Here is a 17,734-nt window from a genome sequence, read left to right on the forward strand (position 1 = left end):
TGATATGTCAGATCGCCTCCCTCCCCTCACCGCCCTGCGGGCCTTTGATGCCGCCGCCCGGCACATGTCCTTTGCCCAGGCCGCGGCAGAGTTAAACGTGACACCCGCCGCCCTGTCATTTCAGATCAAATCGCTGGAAGAGCATCTGGGCGCGCCGCTGTTTCGCCGTCTCAACCGCGCAGTAGAGCTGACCGAGGCCGGACGCACCCTGGCTCCCGGTGCAACGGAGGGCTTTCAGGCGCTCTCGGCGGCCTGGATGGCCACCAAACGGCTGCAGGACAACAGCAGCCTTACCGTGACCGCAGGCCCTGCGCTGACGGCCAAATGGCTGGCGCCGCGGCTTTATGAATTTGCCCGCGCCCATCCCGAGATCGACCTGCGATTTTCGGCCACCCTGCGCAATATGGACCTGACGCGCGATGACGTCGACGTGGCGATCCGCTTTGGCTATGGTGAGGACGACGGGCTTTACTCGGTGCCGGTGCGCAAGGAATGGCTGACCCCGGTAATGACGCCCCAATTGGCCGAGCAATTCACAACGCCGGAAAGCCTGATGCAGGCGCCGCTGATCTTTGATGATTCGATCGATTTTTTGCAGCCCCCCTGTGACTGGCCCACTTGGTTTCGCGCTGCCGGGATAGATTACACCCCGCAGCATGGCACCCATTTTTCCAATGCCGACCACGCCATCAGCGCGGCAGCTGCGGGAATGGGTGTGGCCCTGGGGCGGCGCCCGATGATTATCGGCGATGTGCAGGAGGGGCGCCTGGTGATGCCTTTCAAGCTGGCGATCGAAACCAAGGCCCGGTTTCGCTTCCTCTGCCTGCCGGGGGCAGAAAAACGCCCCCAGATCAAAGCTTTTCGCGATTGGTTTCTGGCGGAGATCGAAAAAACCGCGCATATATCCGACGGTTTCACAGTTATTCCGGTTGAGGAGATCGCCGCTTTATGACCCGTTCCAAGGCCACCGCAGTTGGATTTGTTGCCGTGCTGCTCTGGGCGCTTTTGGCGCTCTTGACCGTTGGCTCTGCGCCAACCCCGCCACTGCTGCTGAATGCCATCTGTTTCACTATTGGCGGCACATTGGGATTGATCTGGACCATGCGCACAGGTGGTCTGGGCCAGTTGCGCAAAATCCCCTGGAAGGTCTATGCTTTTGGCTCTGTTGGGCTATTTGGCTATCACGCACTGTATTTTTCCGCCCTGCGCCTGGCCCCTGCAGCCGAAGCCGGGCTGATTGCCTATCTCTGGCCGCTGCTGATCGTGCTGTTTTCCGGTTTGCTCCCCGGTGAGCGCCTGCGGCCCGGACATCTGATCGGGGCGATTTTAGGCTTTGCTGGTGCTGCCGCTATCATCACCGGCGGATCCGGCGGCTTTCAGGCAGAATTCCTGCCCGGCTATATCCTTGCCTTCCTCTGCGCGCTGACCTGGTCGGGCTATTCGGTGCTGTCGCGTCTGATGGGGTCAGCCCCTACCAGTTCGGTTGCAGTGTTTTGCGTCGTTACCGCCATTGCCTCCTGGGGACTGCATTTTGCCCTGGAAGAGACCATTTGGCCGCAGGGCACCATTGGTTGGGCCTCGACCCTGCTGTTGGGGCTGGGGCCAGTTGGACTGGCCTTCTATGTCTGGGACATTGGCGTCAAACAGGGTGATATTCAGATGCTTGGCACCAGTTCCTATGCGGCACCCTTGCTGTCGACCCTTGTGCTGGTTCTGGCCGGAGTAGCAGACCCAAGCTGGGCGCTGGCATTGGCTGCCGCACTGATCACCGCAGGGGCTGCAATCGCTGCCAAAAGCGGCTGAACAAGCGGCATGACACGACCGTCACGCCAAAATAAAAGGGCCGCCATTTCTGGCAGCCCTGAAAACTCTGTCGCTCATATCGTTCAGGGGCGAATTCCCCGGGCTCGATAGGCGGTTATGCTGTCTCGGTTTCGCTCGACAGGCGCTCAATCTCTTCTTTGAGTTTCAGCTTTTGCTTCTTCATCCCGGCGATCTCCAACCCGTCGGTACTGGGGGATCGTTGGGCGTGTTCGACTTCCATGCTCAGGTGGTCATGCTTCTTTTTCAGTTCGGTAAGATGCGAGCTGAGGCTCATGGCGTTCCTCCTTATTAAGCGAGACGTTCAACCCCAAATCAGCGGGGTTGATTTGAGTGGACCACAAGTTTTGCCCGCTGTCACGCTGCAGACGCATAGTTTTTGTCATGAAATTGTCATATCGGCCAAAGCTCGCCAATAGCGTTATTTTTAAGGATCAAATCGCCCGAAACGCCAGATAAAACCATCCGCAGAGCTTGCAATACGGCCCTCAGATACCTACTTTGTCGTCGGCCAGGCCAGGGCGGCGCCTTCACGCAAAATTGCCCGCACCTCGGCCCGGTAACTCTCGACATCCGCCAGATGGCGCTCCCCTTCATGCAGGATCAGGGGCGCATGCAGACGAAAATCGGCACGCCCCCCCTTGCGGGCCCGCAGCAGAACCAGCTCTGCCGGGCGCCCCTGTCGCGGCGCCAGCGGCATAACTTCAACCGAGCCAAGACGCCCCTGACAGGCGGTCAGGATTTCGGGTAGCCGATCCGCCCGCTGGATCATATGCAGATAGCCCTTATGAGTCAGGCGCCGCGCGGCCACGTCAATCCAGAGCTCCAGTGGCGTATCACCGCCCAGGGCAATCTGGCGGCCAGTGTCCTCGGCTGGGCTATGGGCCCCGGCGCGATAATAGGGCGGATTGGCCAGGACCTGGTCAAACTGGCGCTGGCGCAGATCATTGGGCAGCGCCGCAAGATCCGCCTCGATCACCTCAACAGACTGCTGATTCTGCACAGCATTGCGTCTGGCAAGATCGGCATAGTCCGATTGCAACTCCACCCCGGTGAGCGTCAGGCCCGGCACCCGCTCGCCAAGGCACAGCAACGCCTGGCCGCCGCCACAGCCCAGCTCCAACACGCGCTCCCCTGCCCGTGCCGGCAGCGCAGCGGCCAGAAGCACGGGATCCACCCCGGCCCTATAGCCCTCACGTGGTTGCCACAGCTGCACCCGTCCGCCGAGGAAATCATTCAGCGACAGGGCCGCCTCGGGAAAGCCGCGCGCCGCGTTTCCCTCCCCGTCGCCCGCCTGCGTCATGTGTCGTTGCCAAGCGGGATTTCATTGTCCAGCATCGCGCGTTTGGCCAGGATATAGTCATCTTCGCGCACCATCAGCCGACGCGGAAAAATCCCGATGCCACCTTCGAGGATGCTCATATTTACGTCCATCTGAAAGCAGTCTATATCCTCACCCTCAAGAAGGGCGGATGCAAAGGCCAGGACGGTAGGATCGGTGCTGCGCAAAAGTTCTTTCATGGGGATGGATCTAAGGGCAAGGCCACGGTCTTGTCGAGCCTGAAAGCCGGGGAAGCAATGAACCAAGTCACGACGCAAAAACCACATGAATTGCTCGCCGCCACTTTGAGCGGGGAAATGGAAGCGGTGAACACGCTGATCCAGACCCGTATGGCGTCAGAACATGCGCCGCGCATTCCCGAGGTGACAGCGCATCTGGTTGGCGCCGGCGGCAAGCGCCTGCGGCCCATGCTGACCCTCGCCGCAGCCCGGCTGTGTGGCTATGAGGGCGAACATCACGTCAAACTGGCGGCAACGGTGGAGTTCATCCATACCGCGACGCTGCTGCATGACGATGTGGTGGATGAAAGCGGCCAGCGGCGCGGGCGCCCTACCGCCAACCTGCTTTGGGACAACAAAAGCTCGGTTCTGGTGGGCGATTACCTGTTCTCCCGCAGCTTCCAGCTGATGGTAGAAACCGGATCGCTGCGGGTGCTGGACATTCTAGCCAATGCCTCTGCCACCATCGCCGAGGGCGAGGTTCTGCAAATGACCGCCGCCTCCAATCTGGCCACGGATGAGGCGGTCTATCTGCAGGTGGTTCGCGGCAAGACGGCAGCGCTGTTTTCCGCCGCCACCGAAGTGGGTGGCGTCATTGCCGAGGCCCCGGCGGATCAGGTCAAGGCGCTGTATGACTATGGCGATGCGCTTGGCATTGCCTTCCAGATTGCCGATGACCTGTTGGACTATCAGGGCGATGCCGCCACCACCGGCAAAAACGTCGGCGATGATTTCCGCGAGCGTAAGCTGACGCTGCCGGTGATCAAGGCCGTGGCTCAGGCCACCGACGAAGAGCGCGCCTTTTGGACCCGCACCATTGAAAAGGGTCGCCAGGAAGAGGGCGATCTGGAGCAGGCTCTGGGCCTGATGGCGAAATACAACACATTGGAAGCCACCCGCCAGGATGCGCTGCTCTGGGCCGAAAAGGCGACCGATGCGCTGGTTGAACTGCCAGATCACCCGATCCGCCAGATGCTACATGATCTGGCCGAATATGTGGTCTCGCGCCTGCATTAGGCTCTGCCCCATACGTAGATCAATAAATCCTACGCCCGCAGCTATGCGGGCGTTTTCATTTGTGTTTAGCTTTCCGCCAAGCCCTTTACCCAGTTGAACGGAAATTGATTTACCTGCCCATGCTGCACCTTGTTTTTCATGCCTGCATCATTGCCGTTCTCACGGCTCTGACCCAACTGGGCGGCATCGCCTGGGCCCTGTCACGGCTGTTTCGCTATCCTCTCCCGATTTTTGCGCTGCTCTATACCGGGCTGAGCCTCGCGGCGATTTGGCTGGCACCGCTGAGCGGTAGAACCGCGCTCTCCTGCTTTGAACGCGGCCCCCTGCAGGTGCAGTCCTGGTTCTACTGCGCCACCAACCGCACCTATGTCACGCCTGAGCTCAAGACCGTGCTGGAAGACGCAGCAGAGCGGGTGAGAGAGGACTACCCCGGCACCCAGACGCTGGTTTTGGATGCCAATTTCCCCTTCCTCACCGGCTTCCCGCTGCTGCCGCATATGTCCCATGACGATGGCGAGAAGGTCGATCTTGCTTTCTATTATGCGGATGCAGAAGGGTTGTTTTTCCCGAACCAAGTGCGCAGCCCGATTGGCTACTTCGCCTTTGAAGACGGGCCAACGAACTGCCCGGACACCTTGCTGTCCCTACGGTGGGATCTGGACGGGTTGCAATCTCTATGGAAAACCTTTGAGTTGGAGTCGCAGCGCAATCGATTGCTCGTCGAGATCCTGGCGCGTGACCCGCGCGTGGCCAAGATTTTTATCGAGCCGCATCTCAAGCAATCCTTGGGGCTGAGCAGTGACAAGATCCGGTTTCAGGGCTGTCGCGCCGCCCGCCACGACGACCACATCCACCTTCAGCTCTAACGCAGGGTGACCGCCCGGATCCACCAATCGGGATGCTCAGCGCCGATCTCATAGGCCGCCATATGGGCCGCCTTTAGGGTTGGGTAGAGCGCAAAGCAGGTGGCGCCAGACCCGGACATCCGCGCCAGTAACGCCCCCTTGCTGGCCCCCAGATCGCTCAGCACCCGGTCGATTTCAGGTGCTGCGACACGCGCCGGCTCTTCCAAATCGTTGCGTTGATCTGCCAACCAGAAATAGCAGTCGCTGACACTTTTGAAAGGCGGAATTTCATCCGGCATCGGCGCATTGTCACGGCTTTGCAGACCGGAAAACACCGCACCCGTCGGCACATGGCAACCGGGGTTGACCAGGAGCGCTGGCAGCTCCGGCAATTCGATCGGGGTGAGCAATTCGCCAATGCCCTGCATACGCGCAGCGCGGGCCACCATACAGACCGGCAGGTCAGCGCCCAGCGACAGGGGCAGATCCGTGGGCACAGTCAGCCCCTCTGCCGTCAGAGCATTCAGCACAGCCGCCGCATCAGAAGACCCGCCGCCAATGCCCGCGCCGTGAGGCAGCTGTTTGTTCAGTTCAATCGCGCCAGACCAGCCCACACCCTGGGCGGCCTGCCAAATCAGGTTGCGCGCATCCTGTGGCACACCTGCGGCAAAGGGGCCGCTGAGGTCGATCCGCATCTCGGGGCCGGCTGTCAGCTGTAAGCCATCGCCAAGATCGGCAAAGGCAACCAGTGAATCCAGCAGATGGTAGCCATCCGCGCGCTGGCCGGTGACATGCAGGGTCAGGTTGATTTTGGCAGGCGCAAAGACCTCAATCGCCATTGGCCACCTGCAAAGGCGCCGAGCCTTCCTGCTCGAGCACTGCATCGAGGCCCAGCTCCAGCTTACTGCGGATGCGATCCGGATCCGCCTCGCCGTCGCCTTCACCGGATTTGATAAAGGACAGCGCCCGTTTCCACTGGAACTCAGCCTCACGCAACCGGCCCACAGCCCAATAGACATCGCCCAGGTGATCATTGACCACCGGGTCGATTGGCATCAATTCCACCGCGCGCTCCATAGGACCCACGGCATCGGCGTAACGGCCCAGCCGGTAGAAAACCCAGCCCAGACTGTCGATGATATAGCCAGAATTTGGCTGTGCCGCGACCGCGCGTTCAATCATCCCCAGGGCCTCGTCCAGTTTCTCCGGCGTATCCTCTTTTTCGATCAGAGAATAGCCAAGATAGTTCAGCACCTGCGGGCTGTTGGGACGCAATTCCAGCGAGGCCCGGAAATCGGCCTCAGCCTTGGGCCAGTCTTTAAGCCGTTCGTGAGAGATGCCACGGGCGTAATGCAGGAACCAGCGACTGCCCGAATCCTCTGCCATATGGGACAGCGCAGAATCATAGGCGGAAATGGCCCCCGCGTAGTCCTCCTGCTGGCGCAACAGATCGCCCAGGCTGATCGAGATCTGAGGCAGGGTTGGGAAATCCCCTACCAATTGCTCCAGTACTTCGGCAGCGGCGTCCGGTTTCGCAGCCCGGCGCAGCGCCTCGGCGCGACCCATTTCGGCGGCGTAATATTCTGGGTGGTCGCTAGACACCTGTTTGTAGGTGGCAATCGACAACTCATACCGTCCCAGCTGATCCAACAGCTCGGCGCTGAGCAGCACCGCGTCCACATGTTGCGGGCTGAGCGCGGAAGCTACGCGGGCATACATCAGGACAAAATCATTGGCAGCCTCACCGTTCATCACCGCCGCCAGCGTAAAGAAGACCTCGGCAATCCCATCACGGGCAGTGCTGGCAATGGAAAAGCCCAGCGCCTCCTCCGCCTCCAGACGGCTGCGGATGTCATCAAGGGCGGGATCACTGCCTGAGCCAAAGCTGTCATTCAGCGTGGCCAGGGCCATATCAAATTCGCCCAGCTGCGATTGGATTTCGATCCGGGCCAGCGCCGAGCGGCGCGACAACCGGGTGAGCTGCCCGTCATTTTCCGCAAACAGCGCCTCGGCGCCGCCGTAGTTCCCCGCCGAGGCCAGCGCCAGCGCCTTGTGATAGGCAGCAAAGGGGCGCAGCGCCTCCTCTTCACCGATGCGATCAAAAACCACGATTGCCTTGTCGACAGATCCAATGCCCATCTGCGCCCAGGCCTCTAGCAGGCCATCGACCAGCGGGTGAATCTGGCGGGTTTCCATATCACGATCCAGGATGGCCTGAAAATCCTCAGACAGCGCAAAGCCACCGGCCATCACGATATTGGCCGCCTGACTGCGCGCATCGCTCTGCCAGAGCCGTTCGGCCACCGGGATTGCCTTTTTCATCTGTCCCTGCGCCAGTTGGGCAAAGACCACATTTTCCATCAGCAGCGGGTTGGAAGGGTCACGCACCAAGGCGCGGGTATAATACTCCGCAGCAGTGGAAAAATCGCTCTCAAAAGTGGCAGCCCGCCCCGCCAGATAGGACCCGGCCAGGCCATCAGCCGAGGCGCTCTGGGCGGTTGCAAAAGTTCCTGATGCTGAAAAGGCAACCAAGGCCAGCGCCGTAAGGCTGCGGGAATGTAAAATCGGCACCTGGAGTTCTCCTCTGCGTGTGCGGCTCGCTCAAACCGAATCGTAGTGCGGGACCAGGTGACACGCAATGGGGCGACCCGAAGGCCGCCCCAATTTTACGTGATTTCCATAGGCGCTCAGCAACATAGGCATGCTATTGCCTGTTTTGTTGCTGATTTTGCAGCCTTTGGGCTTACATGTTCGGATAGTTCGGACCATCGCCGCCCTGGGGGGTGGTCCAGGTGATATTTTGGCTTGGGTCTTTGATATCGCAAGTCTTGCAGTGCACGCAGTTCTGGAAGTTGACCACAAATTCCGGCTTACCGTCTTTTTCAACCACCTCGTAGACGCCTGCTGGGCAGTAGCGCTGCGCCGGTTCATTGAATTTCGGCAGGTTGGTCGAAATCGGCAAGTTCGGATCCGCAAGGCGCAGGTGGCAGGGCTGGCTTTCCTCGTGGTTGGTCGCGGCAAAAGACACATTGGTCAGGCGATCAAAGGACAGCACCCCGTCTGGCTTGGGGTAATCGATCTCTTTGTGCTTGCTGGCGTCCTCGGTCGACTCGGCATCGTTTTTACCGTGCTTGAGGGTGCCAAAGAGCGACAGGCCAAAGAGCGTGTTGGTCCACATATCCAGACCACCCAGGGCCAGCGAAGGCAGCAGGCCCCACTTGGACCACATCGGTTTTACGTTGCGCACCTTCTTGAGGTCTTTGCCGATGTCGCCATCGCGCACGGCAGTTTCATACTCGGACAGTTCATCGCCGGAACGTTCCGTCTGGATTGCCGCATAGGCGGCCTCGGCTGCGGATTTGCCCGACAGCATGGCGTTGTGGTTGCCCTTGATGCGCGGCACGTTGACCATACCGGCAGAGCAGCCCAGCAGCGCCACACCGGGGGCGACCAGCTTGGGCATCGACTGATAGCCACCTTCGGTGATGGCGCGGGCGCCGTAAGCGACGCGTTTGCCGCCTTTCAGCAGCTCGGCCACCATCGGGTGGTGCTTGAAGCGCTGGAATTCCATGTAGGGGTAGAGATGAGGGTTCTTGTAGTTCAGGTGAACCACAAAACCGACGTAAACCTGATTGTTTTCCAAGTGATAGATAAAGGAACCACCCCCAGCATTGGAGTTCAGCGGCCAGCCCATGGTGTGGGTGACAGTGCCCTCTTTGTGCTTGGCAGGATCGATCTCCCAGATCTCTTTCATGCCAACGCCGTATTTCTGCACGTCCTTGCCGGCCTGCAGATCATATTTGGCAATGACCTCTTTCGACAGCGAGCCACGCACACCTTCCGACAGGAAGACGTATTTGCCGTGCAGCTCCATGCCTGGCTCGGTGTTGGGACCATATGAGCCGTCTTCTTCGAGACCAAAGACACCGGCAACCACGCCTTTGACTTCGCCTTTGTCGCCGTAAACCAGCTCTGAGCAGGACATGCCGGGGAAGATTTCAACACCCAGTTCCTCGGCCTGTTCCGCCATCCAGCGGCAGACATTGCCCATCGAGACAATGTAGTTGCCGTGGTTGTTCATCAACGGCGGCATGGGGAGGTTGGGAACGCGGATTTCGCCCGCTTCGCCCAGCATGTAGAAGTTGTCTTCCTTGACTTCGGTGTTCAGTGGCGCGCCTTTTTCCTTCCAGTCGGGGATCAGCGCATCCAGACCACAGGGGTCCAGAACCGCGCCGGACAGGATATGGGCGCCCACTTCGGAGCCTTTTTCCAGAACCACGACCTCAAGGTCGGCATCCAGCTGTTTCAGACGGATCGCGGCAGACAGACCGGCGGGGCCAGCCCCAACGATCACTACGTCATATTCCATCGTTTCGCGTTCGATCTCGGCCATAGAGCTGCTCCTTGGCTATTGTATTCGCTACCGGTCCCATTGCTGGGGGCGAGCTGGGAGTAATTTTCTTTCGCGGTTGCTTAGCGTTTGGCAACATACAAGGTCAATCCAAACTCTGCGTTAGTTCCATCAGAACTGCGCTTTGCCGCAGGGCAAGGGTCATTTTCGCCGCTCAAGCCCCCTTTTCCGGCGCAGCAGCTGGTTCGGGACTGTCTCCCATCAGGTATCGCGGCCCCTTTCCCTTTTGGGCGGCCTGATCCTGCGGGTTATAAAGCGCGCATTTTGGCAAAGACAGGCAGCCACAGCCAATACAGCCATCCAGATTGTCCCGCATTTTCTCTAGAGTTTCGATTCGCGCATTCAGATGCTCCCTGAAACCGGTCGAAATCCGCGTCCAATCCTCGGGCGTAGGCGTACGACCGCCGGGCAGGGTTTTGAGGAAGCCGCGAATCTCCGGCAGGGAAAATCCAAACTTCTGCGCGATCATGATGAAGCTGAGGCGGCGGATATCAGCGCGGTGGAAACGGCGTTGGCCGCCTGCATTGCGCCAGGGCTCCAACAACCCCTGCGCCTCATAGTAGCGAATTGCCGAAACCGCGAGGCCCGAGCGCTCTGATAGGTAGCCAATCGCCACCCCTGCTGATTTGGCCATTTTGACGGCTCCCCAAAAAAGTTCAGATTTATCTTGAGCTAAAGTTAGGTTTAGAAATTATCTTAAGGCGACTCATACTCAAACGCCAAACAAAAAGGAGACGGCAAATGAGCGCTATTTTGGAACATGCCAACATTACAGTCACCGATCCCAAAGCCACCGCAGCCTGGATGGCGGAAGTCTTTGGCTGGCACACCCGCTGGTCCGGGGCTTCGATCTACGACGGGTTCAGCCTGCATGTGGGCGGTACCGACAGCTATCTGGCGCTCTACAAGCCGCCAACCACGCCACGTGATCCTGGCAATAGCTATACAACCCGTGGCGGGCTAAACCATCTGGCCGTCGTCGTCACGGACATCAAAGCAACCGAGGCCGCAGTCCTGGCCGCCGGGTTCACCCCCACCAGCCATGCCGATTACGAACCTGGGCAGCGGTTTTACTTCAACGACAGCGACGGGATCGAATATGAGGTGGTGCAATATGATGATTGATATTCTCTGGCAGGCCGACCTGCCCAACCTCCCCGACCACGGCATTTTTCCGCGCAAGCCGACAACAAAACCCGCAAAAACCGCCGATTGAGTGAATTTGCCTGTGGAGAGCTTGCTCCGCCCCCTTGAAATTTGTGCCCAGATTGGGTCAGGTAAATGCCAACACAAAAGACGAGCCCCGCTACAGCGTTTGTGGCGGGGCTCTGCCTTTGGCAAGATCGACGCATACCAACATAAGAGCTACCCTGTTAGCCAAACGACCTGGACCCTAGATATGGAAAAGATCCCAATGACTTCTGCGGGTCACACCGCACTCGAAGCTGAGCTCAAGAACCTGAAATCGGTGGAGCGCCCAACGATTATCAAAGCCATCGCCGAAGCCCGTGAGCTGGGCGATCTGTCGGAAAACGCCGAATACCATTCAGCCCGCGAAAAACAGTCCTTCATCGAGGGCCGTATCAAAGAGCTGGAAGGAATTTTGAGCCTCGCGGATGTGATCGATCCGGCCAAACTCTCTGGCTCGGTCAAATTTGGCGCCAAGGTCACATTGGTTGACGAAGACACCGATGAGGAAAAAACCTGGCAGATCGTTGGCGAACATGAGGCCAATGTCGAGGCTGGTTTGCTGAACATCAAATCTCCCATTGCCCGTGCCCTGATTGGCAAGGAAGAAGGCGACAGCGTCGAGGTCCGCACCCCCGGTGGCGTGCGCGGTTACGAGATCCTGACCATCCTTTTCGGCTAGGGGCACAACAGGGCAGGAGCACCCCGGCAGGGTTCCTCTTGCCTCTGCCCCCGAAACCGTTAGCCTTGTATAAACGCACTAGAATTTAGTTCCAGCTTCGGATTGCGAGCCTGCCTATGACTGCCCAGGATGCCTCCAAACGCCCGTCCCCGCTTGCCGGGCAGGGCATCAAATCAGCGCAGTCTCACCCTGGCCAAGCGACGTCAGGCCAAGTGAGTTCCAGCCCGTCGGATGCCGGAATGGGCAGTGCCGAAATGGTGGCGATCCTGCTCTCGGCGCTTTGGCTATTGGTGGTGCTGACACTATTCCTATTGGCCCCGGCGGACCAGGGCATTGCCCACTGGACGCCAACCGTACTGACGGTACTGGCCATTGTGATGCCTCTGGTGATGATTTGGGTGGGCACCTCGGCGCTGCGCTCGGCCCGGGTGATGCGCAGTGAAAGCCAACGCCTGCAGGCAGCGATCGACAGCCTGCGCCATAGCTACCTCACCCATGTGCAACAGACCCAGGCCGCAGGTGAGCCAACGGTGAGTCAGAAACTGGAAGAAATCGCCGAGGCTGCCCGCAAGACCGAAACCGCCCTGGCCACCTTCCAGAGCAGCCGCCACGCTCCGGCCCGCCCCGCCATCCCGGCAGAAGCCACCAAACTGGCAACCGAAGATCAGGGCAGTCTGGCGCTTGGCACCTCTGCCGAGGATATGGCCGCACCTCTGCCCGCAGAGCAGTTCATCCGGGCGCTGAACTTCCCCGAGACCGCAGAAGACGAAGATGGGTTCACTGCCCTGCGTGCTGCGCTCAAGGACCGTAAGGCAGCCCAGGTGGTGCAGGCGGCACAGGATGTGCTGACCCTGCTGAGCCAGGACGGCATCTATATGGATGATCTGCGCCCTGACATGGCTCGTCCCGAGATCTGGCGGCAATTTGCCCAGGGCACCCGTGGCCGTGCTGTGGCCGCATTAGGCGGAGTGCGTGATCGCACCTCGCTGGCGCTGACCTCGGCGCGGATGAAGCAGGATCCAATTTTCCGCGATGCGGCGCATCATTTCTTGCGCCGGTTTGACAAGATGTTTGCCGAGTTCGAAACCGAGGCCAGTGACGGAGAGATCACTGCCCTGGGAGATACCCGTACCGCGCGCGCCTTCATGCTGTTGGGGCGGGTTGCGGGAACTTTCGACTAGCTCTCCCGCCAATCTACAAAGGGGGCTTTGCCCCCTCGCGCCACAGGCGCTCACCCCCAGGATATTTTGGGCCAAATGAAATCTAACCCTCTCTTCATTTGGCTCTAAATATCCCGGAGCGCGAGGCAGAGCCTCGCATCAGGCTCCTCTACAACCGGAAACTGTCGTAGGGGATGAAGCGCACTGGATGGCCAGGAATGATCTCCAATGCACCGTCGCCCAGCTCCACAAGGCCTTCGGCCCAGCTGAGACCAGAAATACGCGCGGACCCTTCTGATTTGAACACCTCAACCTGACCGTCGCGGATCCGCGCACGCAGATATTCGCGTCGACCCGTTTTTTTGCGCTTCGCAAAAGCGGCTGGCAGGTCAAACCCCAGGGGTTCTTGCCAGTTGGCGCCTGCCATCTGCCCCATGGCCGGGCGGGCGAAGATCAGCGTACAAACCAAGGCCGCCACCGGGTTTCCTGGCAGGCCAAAAATCGGCACGCCGTTCCAGAGCGCCAGGGCCAGCGGGCGCCCTGGTTTCAGCGCAATGCGCCATTCCTGCAGGGCACCGCTTTCGCGCAGCAGTGCCGAAACATGGTCTTCGTCCCCTGCCGAAGCGCCTCCACTGGTGAGGATCACATCCACCTCGAATGCCGCCTTGTCCAGCCGGGCGCGCAGGGTCGCGCGATCATCAGCGACCCGGCCAAGGTCCACCGGGACAAACCCCATCTGCCGCAGCAGGGCCAGCAGCATGGGCCGGTTCGCATCATAGATCTGTCCGGGGGCTGCCATTTCACCAACCTCGCAGAGCTCATCCCCCGTAGAAAGAACCCCAACCCGCAGCGGCAGATAGACTTCGAACGCGTCAATACCGGCGGCAGCTGCCAGGGCCAGATCCGCCGGGGTGATGACCCGGCCAGCGGTCAAGATTGCTTCGCCCGTGTTAAAATCTTCACCTGCCTTACGGGTATTGGCGCCCTGCTTGAGTGGGCCGCGAAAGGCGATTTCGCCCTTGCCCAGGGTTACGTCCTCTTCGAGGATCACTGTTTCCACCCCGGCTGGCAGAGCTGCGCCCGTGAGGATGCGGATGGCCTGCCCTGCAGGCACTGTGCCCTCATAGGCCAGTCCGGCGGCGGCGCGGCCCTTTACCAAAGGCATGACATGTGCGCCCTCTGCTATGGATCCGGCAAACCCATAGCCATCAACCGCCGTGTTGGGCAGGGCCGGATTGGAGCGTTTGGCAATGACATCCTTTGCCAGCACCCGACCCAGAGCAGCAGAGAGCGAGAGGGTCTCACTGCTGACAACTCTCTTCAACCGCTCACGCAGCAGGGCCAGGGCCTCATCAACCGGGGTCCAGTCGACGCCGGCCGGCAGGGAGAAACAATCGTTGCGCAGCGGTGGTGGGGTCAAGGGCATTTGGGTCTCACCTTCACAAAAGACGGGCTAGAGCATCAGCTCTGCGGCGATAAAATCCGCTATGGCCGTTGTGTCATCCAGATCAAAGACGGGGCGGTCCAGGTCCAGCGGTACATCGCTGGCCAGAGCCCGGATATTGGGGTCTTGCGGGGCGATCAAGGGCTGGCCTGCGACGGCCCGGTGGGCTTCGATCTTGGGGTGGGGTTCCCGCTTGTAGCCCTCAACCAGCACCAGATCGACGGGAGAAAGCCGTGCCAGCAGTTCTGACAGCGGAGGCTCCACTGCGCCGCGCAGCTCCTGCATGATGGCGATACGGTGGGTCGAGGCCAGCACCACCTCGGAGGCGCCCGCCATACGGTGGCGGTGGCTGTCGGTGCCCTGTTGATCCACATCCGTGCTGTGATGGGCATGTTTGATGGTTGAGACCGTCAAGCCGCGTTCGGTGAACTCTGCCACCAGACGTTCCATCAGCCCGGTTTTACCGCAGTTCTTCCAGCCCGTGACACCGTAGAGATTCATCTGAGCAGCTCCTCCGCCCGTTGCAGATCCTCGGGCGTGTTGACGTTGAAAAAGGGATCAAAGGGGGTGGCCTCGAACAGGGCTTCGCGGCCCTGATGCTGATCAGTCCAGATCACCACCTTGCGCAAACCATCCTGGAGCGCGCGGCGCAGATCATCCCGCAGCGCCACGGGCCAGAGGCCAAAGGTGGGGTGGCGGTTGACCTTGCTGCGGCCGCCGGATTTCAGTTCTTCGCCAGTACGTGGTGTGGTGGCCAGCACCAGCGGATATTTCTGCCCGTCGGAGGCTGCAACCAGCTGCGCCACCAGATTCGTCGGGAAGAACGGCGTATCGGCGGCGGCGGTAACGATGCTGTCAGCGCCCTGTTCAGCCGCCCAGTCGAGCCCGGCCAGCACCCCGGCAAGAGGACCGGCAAAACCTTCGATACTGTCGGCCACCACCGGCAGGCCCAGATCGGCAAAGCGCGCCGCATCGCCGTTGGCGTTGAGCGCCAGGCCGGAAACCTGCGGTGCCAGCCTGTCCCGCACCCGCTCCAGCAGGCTGTGGCCACCGATCTGAAGCAGCCCCTTGTCGCCGCCGCCCATGCGGGTGGCGAGGCCACCTGCGAGGATTACACCGAGAGGTTTGGTCATTTATTGATCTCCTATGACGTCGTATGGACGCGTCAACAGAAAAGAGAGTGCAAAAAAGCTCGACAAAAACAGGAACCCTTCCAATCCCAGGAAGACAAAAACCATGCCAAAATAGGCTACGTAGATGCCAAGAAATACCAAACGGCATCGCCGCACATTGCGTTGCAGCAAAGAACTGCCACCATTGATGCCCCGAAAGATCACGCGGCCCGAGACGGATCCGTCAAGAAAGGAGACCCCAAGCTGTTGGGCAATCGGTCTCCAACACAGAAACATAGCCAAGAAAGAAAGTACTACCAGCGAAAGTGAACCAAAATAGAAAGAGGCGAGGTTGCTCATTGCGCAGCCGTCCAGCGCCCGAGTCGGCGGGTTCGCTTTGCCAAAAAGAAAGACGTCCTCACTCTGCTCACCCCTCCCCCTTCCGGCGATGCTTCTTCTCTTCCTGCGGCACTGTTTTTGGGTCGACGTCCCGCTCCAACCGCTCGTCGCCGGACAAGCAGGTAAACCGCTGCCCCTTCATGCGCCCAATCAGGGTGAGGCCAACCTGTTGGGCGATCTCGACCCCCCAGGCGGTGAAACCCGAGCGCGAGGCCAGGACGGGTATGCCCATCATTGCGGTTTTGATCACCATCTCAGAGGTCATCCGCCCCGTGGTATACAAGATCTTGTCCGAGGCTGAGACGCCCTCTGACAACATCCAGCCGGCGATCTTGTCCACCGCGTTGTGGCGGCCCACGTCCTCCATATAGACCAGCGGGCGATCCTTATGACAGAGCACCGTGCCATGTATCGCCCCGGCCTCAAGGTAGAGCGAGGGTGTACGGTTGATCTTATGTGCCAGCGCATAGAGCCAGGAAGTCTTGACCGGGGTGGCAGGCAGCTGCACATCCTCCAGCCCCTCCATCATATCGCCAAAGACGGTGCCCACTGCACAGCCTGAGGTGCGGGTCTTTTTCTGCAGCTTTTCCTCATGGCTGGTTTCAACGGCTGTGCGCACGACAACGGTTTCCAGCTCTTCGTCAAAATCCACCCGCGTGACCACATCATCGGGCAGCAGCATGCCCTGATTGCGCAGGAAGCCAAGCGCCAGATATTCGGGGTAGTCGCCAATGGTCATGGCGGTGACAATTTCCTGCCGGTTCAGATAGATGGTCAGCGGGCGTTCTTCGACCACCGACAGATCCACAAGTATGCCGTGCTCGTCCCGGCCCTGCACCGGGCGGGTCAGCCCTGCGCGGCCTGGATCAGGCGCAATCAGATACTCCGCCAGAATTTCTGTGAGGTCAGATTTTTTTACCAATTGCAAAACCTCTGTAAGCTGCCTAGCTGTTTGGCAGTCAATCTAGGACGCGCGCATGGCAATCACCACCACGAAATCCCTCTTTCTGAGAGGCTTGATCGACAGTCTGCCTTTTCTGCTTGTGGCCAGTCCTTTTGGCCTGCTTTTTGGCGTTCTTGCAGCCGAAGCGGGACTAAATGTCCTTGAAGCCCTGGCTTTCTCCCTGGCGGTATTTGCTGGCGCTGCCCAGTTCACCGCCCTGCAACTACTGCAGGAGAACACGCCGCTGTTGATCGTGCTCACCTCGGCGCTGGCGGTGAACCTGAGGATGGGAATGTATTCGGCCTCGCTGACGCCCTATCTTGGGGATGCGCCCATGTGGCAGCGCGCCTGTGCCGCCTATATGACCGTGGATCAATCCTATGCGCTATCGATCGTAAAGTTCGAAGACGAGCCCGAGATGACCACATCCCAGCGCATGGCCTATTTCTTTGGCACCACCTCGGTGATTGCCCCCAGTTGGATGATTGCAACGGTGATCGGTGCCTGGGTTGGCGCTCAGATCCCGGCAAGCTGGGGGTTGGATTTTGTGCTGCCGCTGGCCTTTCTGGCGATGATCGGACCGATGCTGCGCACACCTGCCCACATGGTCGCCTGTTTTGTTGCCATTGTTGCCTCGCTGCCGGCCACGCTGATGCCGCATAACCTCGGCCTGATCGTCGCCGGGCTGGCGGGAATGATGGCGGGCGCACAGACTGAACTCTGGCTGGAGCGAGCTGCCGCGCGCAGCAATGCCGAGCAGGAGACCGCGCCATGAACACGTTTGACCAAACCAGCCTCTGGATCGTGATCATTGGCATGGCCTTGGGCAGTTTTGCCCTGCGTTTTGCCTTTATTGGGTTCATGGGCGGGCGGAAAATGCCGGACTGGCTGATGCGGCACCTGCGCTACACGGCGGTGGCCATCCTGCCGGCATTGGTCACGCCCCTGGTGGTCTGGCCCTCGCCAACAGGCGGAGAGACCAGCCTGCCCCATCTGGCCGTGGCGGCGCTGACCTTTGCGGTTGGGTATCTCACCCGCAATGTGCTCTGGGCACTGCTGAGCGGCGTTTGCGGGTTTTTATTGCTGTTCTTGCTCGGCTGAGAGGAAACAAGAAGGGCCGAGCCGGTTTCCCAGGCTCAGCCGCTGTAGACC

The 17,734-nt window shown here is 60.0% G+C and carries 21 protein-coding genes; 9 read left to right on the forward strand and 12 right to left on the reverse strand.

The genetic code is table 11. The annotated features are described in order from the left end of the window. Positions 1 to 4: 4 nt before the first annotated feature. Both ED661_RS03560 and ED661_RS03565 read left to right on the forward strand, forming a co-directional pair. The gene (locus ED661_RS03560) at positions 5 to 952 is read left to right on the forward strand and encodes a transcriptional regulator GcvA (protein WP_122072573.1); all 948 of its coding nucleotides are present in this window, start codon (positions 5 to 7) and stop codon (positions 950 to 952) included. Beyond that, positions 949 to 1,803, forward strand: coding sequence for a DMT family transporter (locus tag ED661_RS03565; RefSeq protein ID WP_122072574.1), 855 nt, complete (start codon positions 949 to 951; stop codon positions 1,801 to 1,803). The genes ED661_RS03560 and ED661_RS03565 overlap by 4 nt, the downstream gene beginning before the upstream one ends. A 115-nt stretch (positions 1,804 to 1,918) precedes the next feature. Here the strand turns inward: ED661_RS03565 and ED661_RS03570 are convergent, their stop codons facing one another. The 3 genes from ED661_RS03570 to ED661_RS03580 form a co-directional block, all read right to left on the reverse strand. Next, entirely contained in the window at positions 1,919 to 2,098 is a 180-nt protein-coding gene (locus tag ED661_RS03570; RefSeq protein ID WP_122072575.1) for a YdcH family protein, read from the reverse strand. A gap of 219 nt (positions 2,099 to 2,317) precedes the next feature. Beyond that, complete coding sequence (locus ED661_RS03575; RefSeq protein WP_122072576.1) at positions 2,318 to 3,124, reverse strand: tRNA1(Val) (adenine(37)-N6)-methyltransferase; 807 nt, start codon at positions 3,122 to 3,124, stop codon at positions 2,318 to 2,320. After that, complete coding sequence (locus ED661_RS03580; protein WP_122072577.1) at positions 3,121 to 3,342, reverse strand: DUF2007 domain-containing protein; 222 nt, start codon at positions 3,340 to 3,342, stop codon at positions 3,121 to 3,123. The genes ED661_RS03575 and ED661_RS03580 overlap by 4 nt, the downstream gene beginning before the upstream one ends. 57 nt (positions 3,343 to 3,399) lie before the next feature. Between ED661_RS03580 and ED661_RS03585 the strand changes: the two genes are divergently transcribed. Beyond that, positions 3,400 to 4,398 carry a polyprenyl synthetase family protein gene (locus ED661_RS03585; protein WP_122072578.1) on the forward strand — a complete coding sequence of 333 codons (999 nt, stop codon included), beginning with the start codon at positions 3,400 to 3,402 and terminating at the stop codon, positions 4,396 to 4,398. A gap of 119 nt (positions 4,399 to 4,517) precedes the next feature. After that, complete coding sequence (locus ED661_RS03590; RefSeq protein WP_122072579.1) at positions 4,518 to 5,264, forward strand: hypothetical protein; 747 nt, start codon at positions 4,518 to 4,520, stop codon at positions 5,262 to 5,264. Here ED661_RS03590 and ED661_RS03595 read toward each other — a convergent pair. The 4 genes from ED661_RS03595 to soxR form a co-directional block, all read right to left on the reverse strand. Then, entirely contained in the window at positions 5,261 to 6,082 is an 822-nt protein-coding gene (locus ED661_RS03595) for a 4-(cytidine 5'-diphospho)-2-C-methyl-D-erythritol kinase (protein ID WP_122072580.1), read from the reverse strand. The genes ED661_RS03590 and ED661_RS03595 overlap by 4 nt on opposite strands. Next, the gene (locus tag ED661_RS03600; protein WP_122072581.1) at positions 6,072 to 7,814 is read right to left on the reverse strand and encodes a tetratricopeptide repeat protein; all 1,743 of its coding nucleotides are present in this window, start codon (positions 7,812 to 7,814) and stop codon (positions 6,072 to 6,074) included. The genes ED661_RS03595 and ED661_RS03600 overlap by 11 nt, the downstream gene beginning before the upstream one ends. 172 nt (positions 7,815 to 7,986) lie before the next feature. Further along, complete coding sequence (locus tag ED661_RS03605) at positions 7,987 to 9,636, reverse strand: electron transfer flavoprotein-ubiquinone oxidoreductase (protein WP_122072582.1); 1,650 nt, start codon at positions 9,634 to 9,636, stop codon at positions 7,987 to 7,989. 172 nt (positions 9,637 to 9,808) lie between these two features. Further along, complete coding sequence (gene soxR, locus ED661_RS03610) at positions 9,809 to 10,288, reverse strand: redox-sensitive transcriptional activator SoxR (protein ID WP_122072583.1); 480 nt, start codon at positions 10,286 to 10,288, stop codon at positions 9,809 to 9,811. A 107-nt stretch (positions 10,289 to 10,395) separates the two neighbouring features. Here soxR and ED661_RS03615 point away from each other — a divergent pair, with 107 nt between their 5' ends. The 3 genes from ED661_RS03615 (at position 10,396) to ED661_RS03625 (ending at position 12,705) form a co-directional block, all read left to right on the forward strand. Then, a complete protein-coding gene (locus ED661_RS03615) occupies positions 10,396 to 10,779 on the forward strand; it encodes a VOC family protein (protein WP_122072584.1) in 384 nt (127 codons plus the stop codon). 274 nt (positions 10,780 to 11,053) lie between these two features. Next, positions 11,054 to 11,524 carry a transcription elongation factor GreA gene (gene greA, locus ED661_RS03620; protein WP_122072585.1) on the forward strand — a complete coding sequence of 157 codons (471 nt, stop codon included), beginning with the start codon at positions 11,054 to 11,056 and terminating at the stop codon, positions 11,522 to 11,524. Positions 11,525 to 11,640: 116 nt separating this feature from the next. Then, positions 11,641 to 12,705, forward strand: a complete 1,065-nt coding sequence (locus ED661_RS03625; protein WP_122072586.1) for a hypothetical protein — start codon at positions 11,641 to 11,643, stop codon at positions 12,703 to 12,705. Positions 12,706 to 12,853: 148 nt separating this feature from the next. Here ED661_RS03625 and glp read toward each other — a convergent pair whose 3' ends face one another. The 5 genes from glp to fdhD all read right to left on the reverse strand — a co-directional run bounded on the left by glp (position 12,854) and on the right by fdhD (position 16,561). Continuing rightward, positions 12,854 to 14,110 (reverse strand): gephyrin-like molybdotransferase Glp, encoded by a 1,257-nt coding sequence (glp, locus tag ED661_RS03630; protein ID WP_122072587.1) that lies wholly within the window; start codon positions 14,108 to 14,110, stop codon positions 12,854 to 12,856. Between the two features lie 27 nt (positions 14,111 to 14,137). Continuing rightward, on the reverse strand, positions 14,138 to 14,629 hold the full coding sequence (gene mobB / locus ED661_RS03635; RefSeq protein ID WP_122072588.1) for a molybdopterin-guanine dinucleotide biosynthesis protein B: 492 nt from the start codon (positions 14,627 to 14,629) through the stop codon (positions 14,138 to 14,140). Continuing rightward, a complete protein-coding gene (gene mobA, locus ED661_RS03640; RefSeq protein ID WP_122072589.1) occupies positions 14,626 to 15,261 on the reverse strand; it encodes a molybdenum cofactor guanylyltransferase MobA in 636 nt (211 codons plus the stop codon). Before mobA ends, mobB begins: the two co-directional genes overlap by 4 nt. Further along, positions 15,262 to 15,600, reverse strand: coding sequence for a hypothetical protein (locus ED661_RS03645; RefSeq protein ID WP_122072590.1), 339 nt, complete (start codon positions 15,598 to 15,600; stop codon positions 15,262 to 15,264). Positions 15,601 to 15,667: 67 nt separating this feature from the next. After that, a complete protein-coding gene (gene fdhD, locus ED661_RS03650; RefSeq protein WP_371412389.1) occupies positions 15,668 to 16,561 on the reverse strand; it encodes a formate dehydrogenase accessory sulfurtransferase FdhD in 894 nt (297 codons plus the stop codon). Positions 16,562 to 16,616: 55 nt separating this feature from the next. On the opposite strand from fdhD, the gene ED661_RS03655 reads away from it, so the two are divergent. Then, positions 16,617 to 17,357, forward strand: a complete 741-nt coding sequence (locus ED661_RS03655) for an AzlC family ABC transporter permease (RefSeq protein ID WP_122072592.1) — start codon at positions 16,617 to 16,619, stop codon at positions 17,355 to 17,357. Beyond that, a complete protein-coding gene (locus tag ED661_RS03660) occupies positions 17,354 to 17,683 on the forward strand; it encodes an AzlD domain-containing protein (RefSeq protein WP_122072593.1) in 330 nt (109 codons plus the stop codon). Before ED661_RS03655 ends, ED661_RS03660 begins: the two co-directional genes overlap by 4 nt. Positions 17,684 to 17,734 lie beyond the last annotated feature (51 nt).

The organism is Pseudophaeobacter sp. EL27 (assembly GCF_900313025.1).
In the GTDB taxonomy this organism is placed as follows: Bacteria; Pseudomonadota; Alphaproteobacteria; order Rhodobacterales; family Rhodobacteraceae; genus Pseudophaeobacter.

Bases quoted from the DNA above. Each gene is read 5' to 3' on its own strand.
- ED661_RS03645 (WP_122072590.1), bottom strand. From the start codon at position 15,600: ATGAGCAACCTCGCCTCTTTCTATTTTGGTTCACTTTCGCTGGTAGTA.
- mobA (WP_122072589.1), bottom strand. From the start codon at position 15,261: ATGACCAAACCTCTCGGTGTAATCCTCGCAGGTGGCCTCGCCACCCGC.
- ED661_RS03625 (WP_122072586.1), top strand. From the start codon at position 11,641: ATGACTGCCCAGGATGCCTCCAAACGCCCGTCCCCGCTTGCCGGGCAG.
- ED661_RS03575 (WP_122072576.1), bottom strand. From the start codon at position 3,124: ATGACGCAGGCGGGCGACGGGGAGGGAAACGCGGCGCGCGGCTTTCCC.
- ED661_RS03615 (WP_122072584.1), top strand. From the start codon at position 10,396: ATGAGCGCTATTTTGGAACATGCCAACATTACAGTCACCGATCCCAAA.
- ED661_RS03605 (WP_122072582.1), bottom strand. From the start codon at position 9,636: ATGGCCGAGATCGAACGCGAAACGATGGAATATGACGTAGTGATCGTT.
- glp (WP_122072587.1), bottom strand. From the start codon at position 14,110: ATGCCCTTGACCCCACCACCGCTGCGCAACGATTGTTTCTCCCTGCCG.
- ED661_RS03570 (WP_122072575.1), bottom strand. From the start codon at position 2,098: ATGAGCCTCAGCTCGCATCTTACCGAACTGAAAAAGAAGCATGACCAC.
- ED661_RS03660 (WP_122072593.1), top strand. From the start codon at position 17,354: ATGAACACGTTTGACCAAACCAGCCTCTGGATCGTGATCATTGGCATG.
- ED661_RS03590 (WP_122072579.1), top strand. From the start codon at position 4,518: ATGCTGCACCTTGTTTTTCATGCCTGCATCATTGCCGTTCTCACGGCT.
- ED661_RS03655 (WP_122072592.1), top strand. From the start codon at position 16,617: ATGGCAATCACCACCACGAAATCCCTCTTTCTGAGAGGCTTGATCGAC.
- soxR (WP_122072583.1), bottom strand. From the start codon at position 10,288: ATGGCCAAATCAGCAGGGGTGGCGATTGGCTACCTATCAGAGCGCTCG.
- mobB (WP_122072588.1), bottom strand. From the start codon at position 14,629: ATGAATCTCTACGGTGTCACGGGCTGGAAGAACTGCGGTAAAACCGGG.
- ED661_RS03595 (WP_122072580.1), bottom strand. From the start codon at position 6,082: ATGGCGATTGAGGTCTTTGCGCCTGCCAAAATCAACCTGACCCTGCAT.
- ED661_RS03585 (WP_122072578.1), top strand. From the start codon at position 3,400: ATGAACCAAGTCACGACGCAAAAACCACATGAATTGCTCGCCGCCACT.
- ED661_RS03560 (WP_122072573.1), top strand. From the start codon at position 5: ATGTCAGATCGCCTCCCTCCCCTCACCGCCCTGCGGGCCTTTGATGCC.
- greA (WP_122072585.1), top strand. From the start codon at position 11,054: ATGGAAAAGATCCCAATGACTTCTGCGGGTCACACCGCACTCGAAGCT.
- ED661_RS03565 (WP_122072574.1), top strand. From the start codon at position 949: ATGACCCGTTCCAAGGCCACCGCAGTTGGATTTGTTGCCGTGCTGCTC.
- ED661_RS03580 (WP_122072577.1), bottom strand. From the start codon at position 3,342: ATGAAAGAACTTTTGCGCAGCACCGATCCTACCGTCCTGGCCTTTGCA.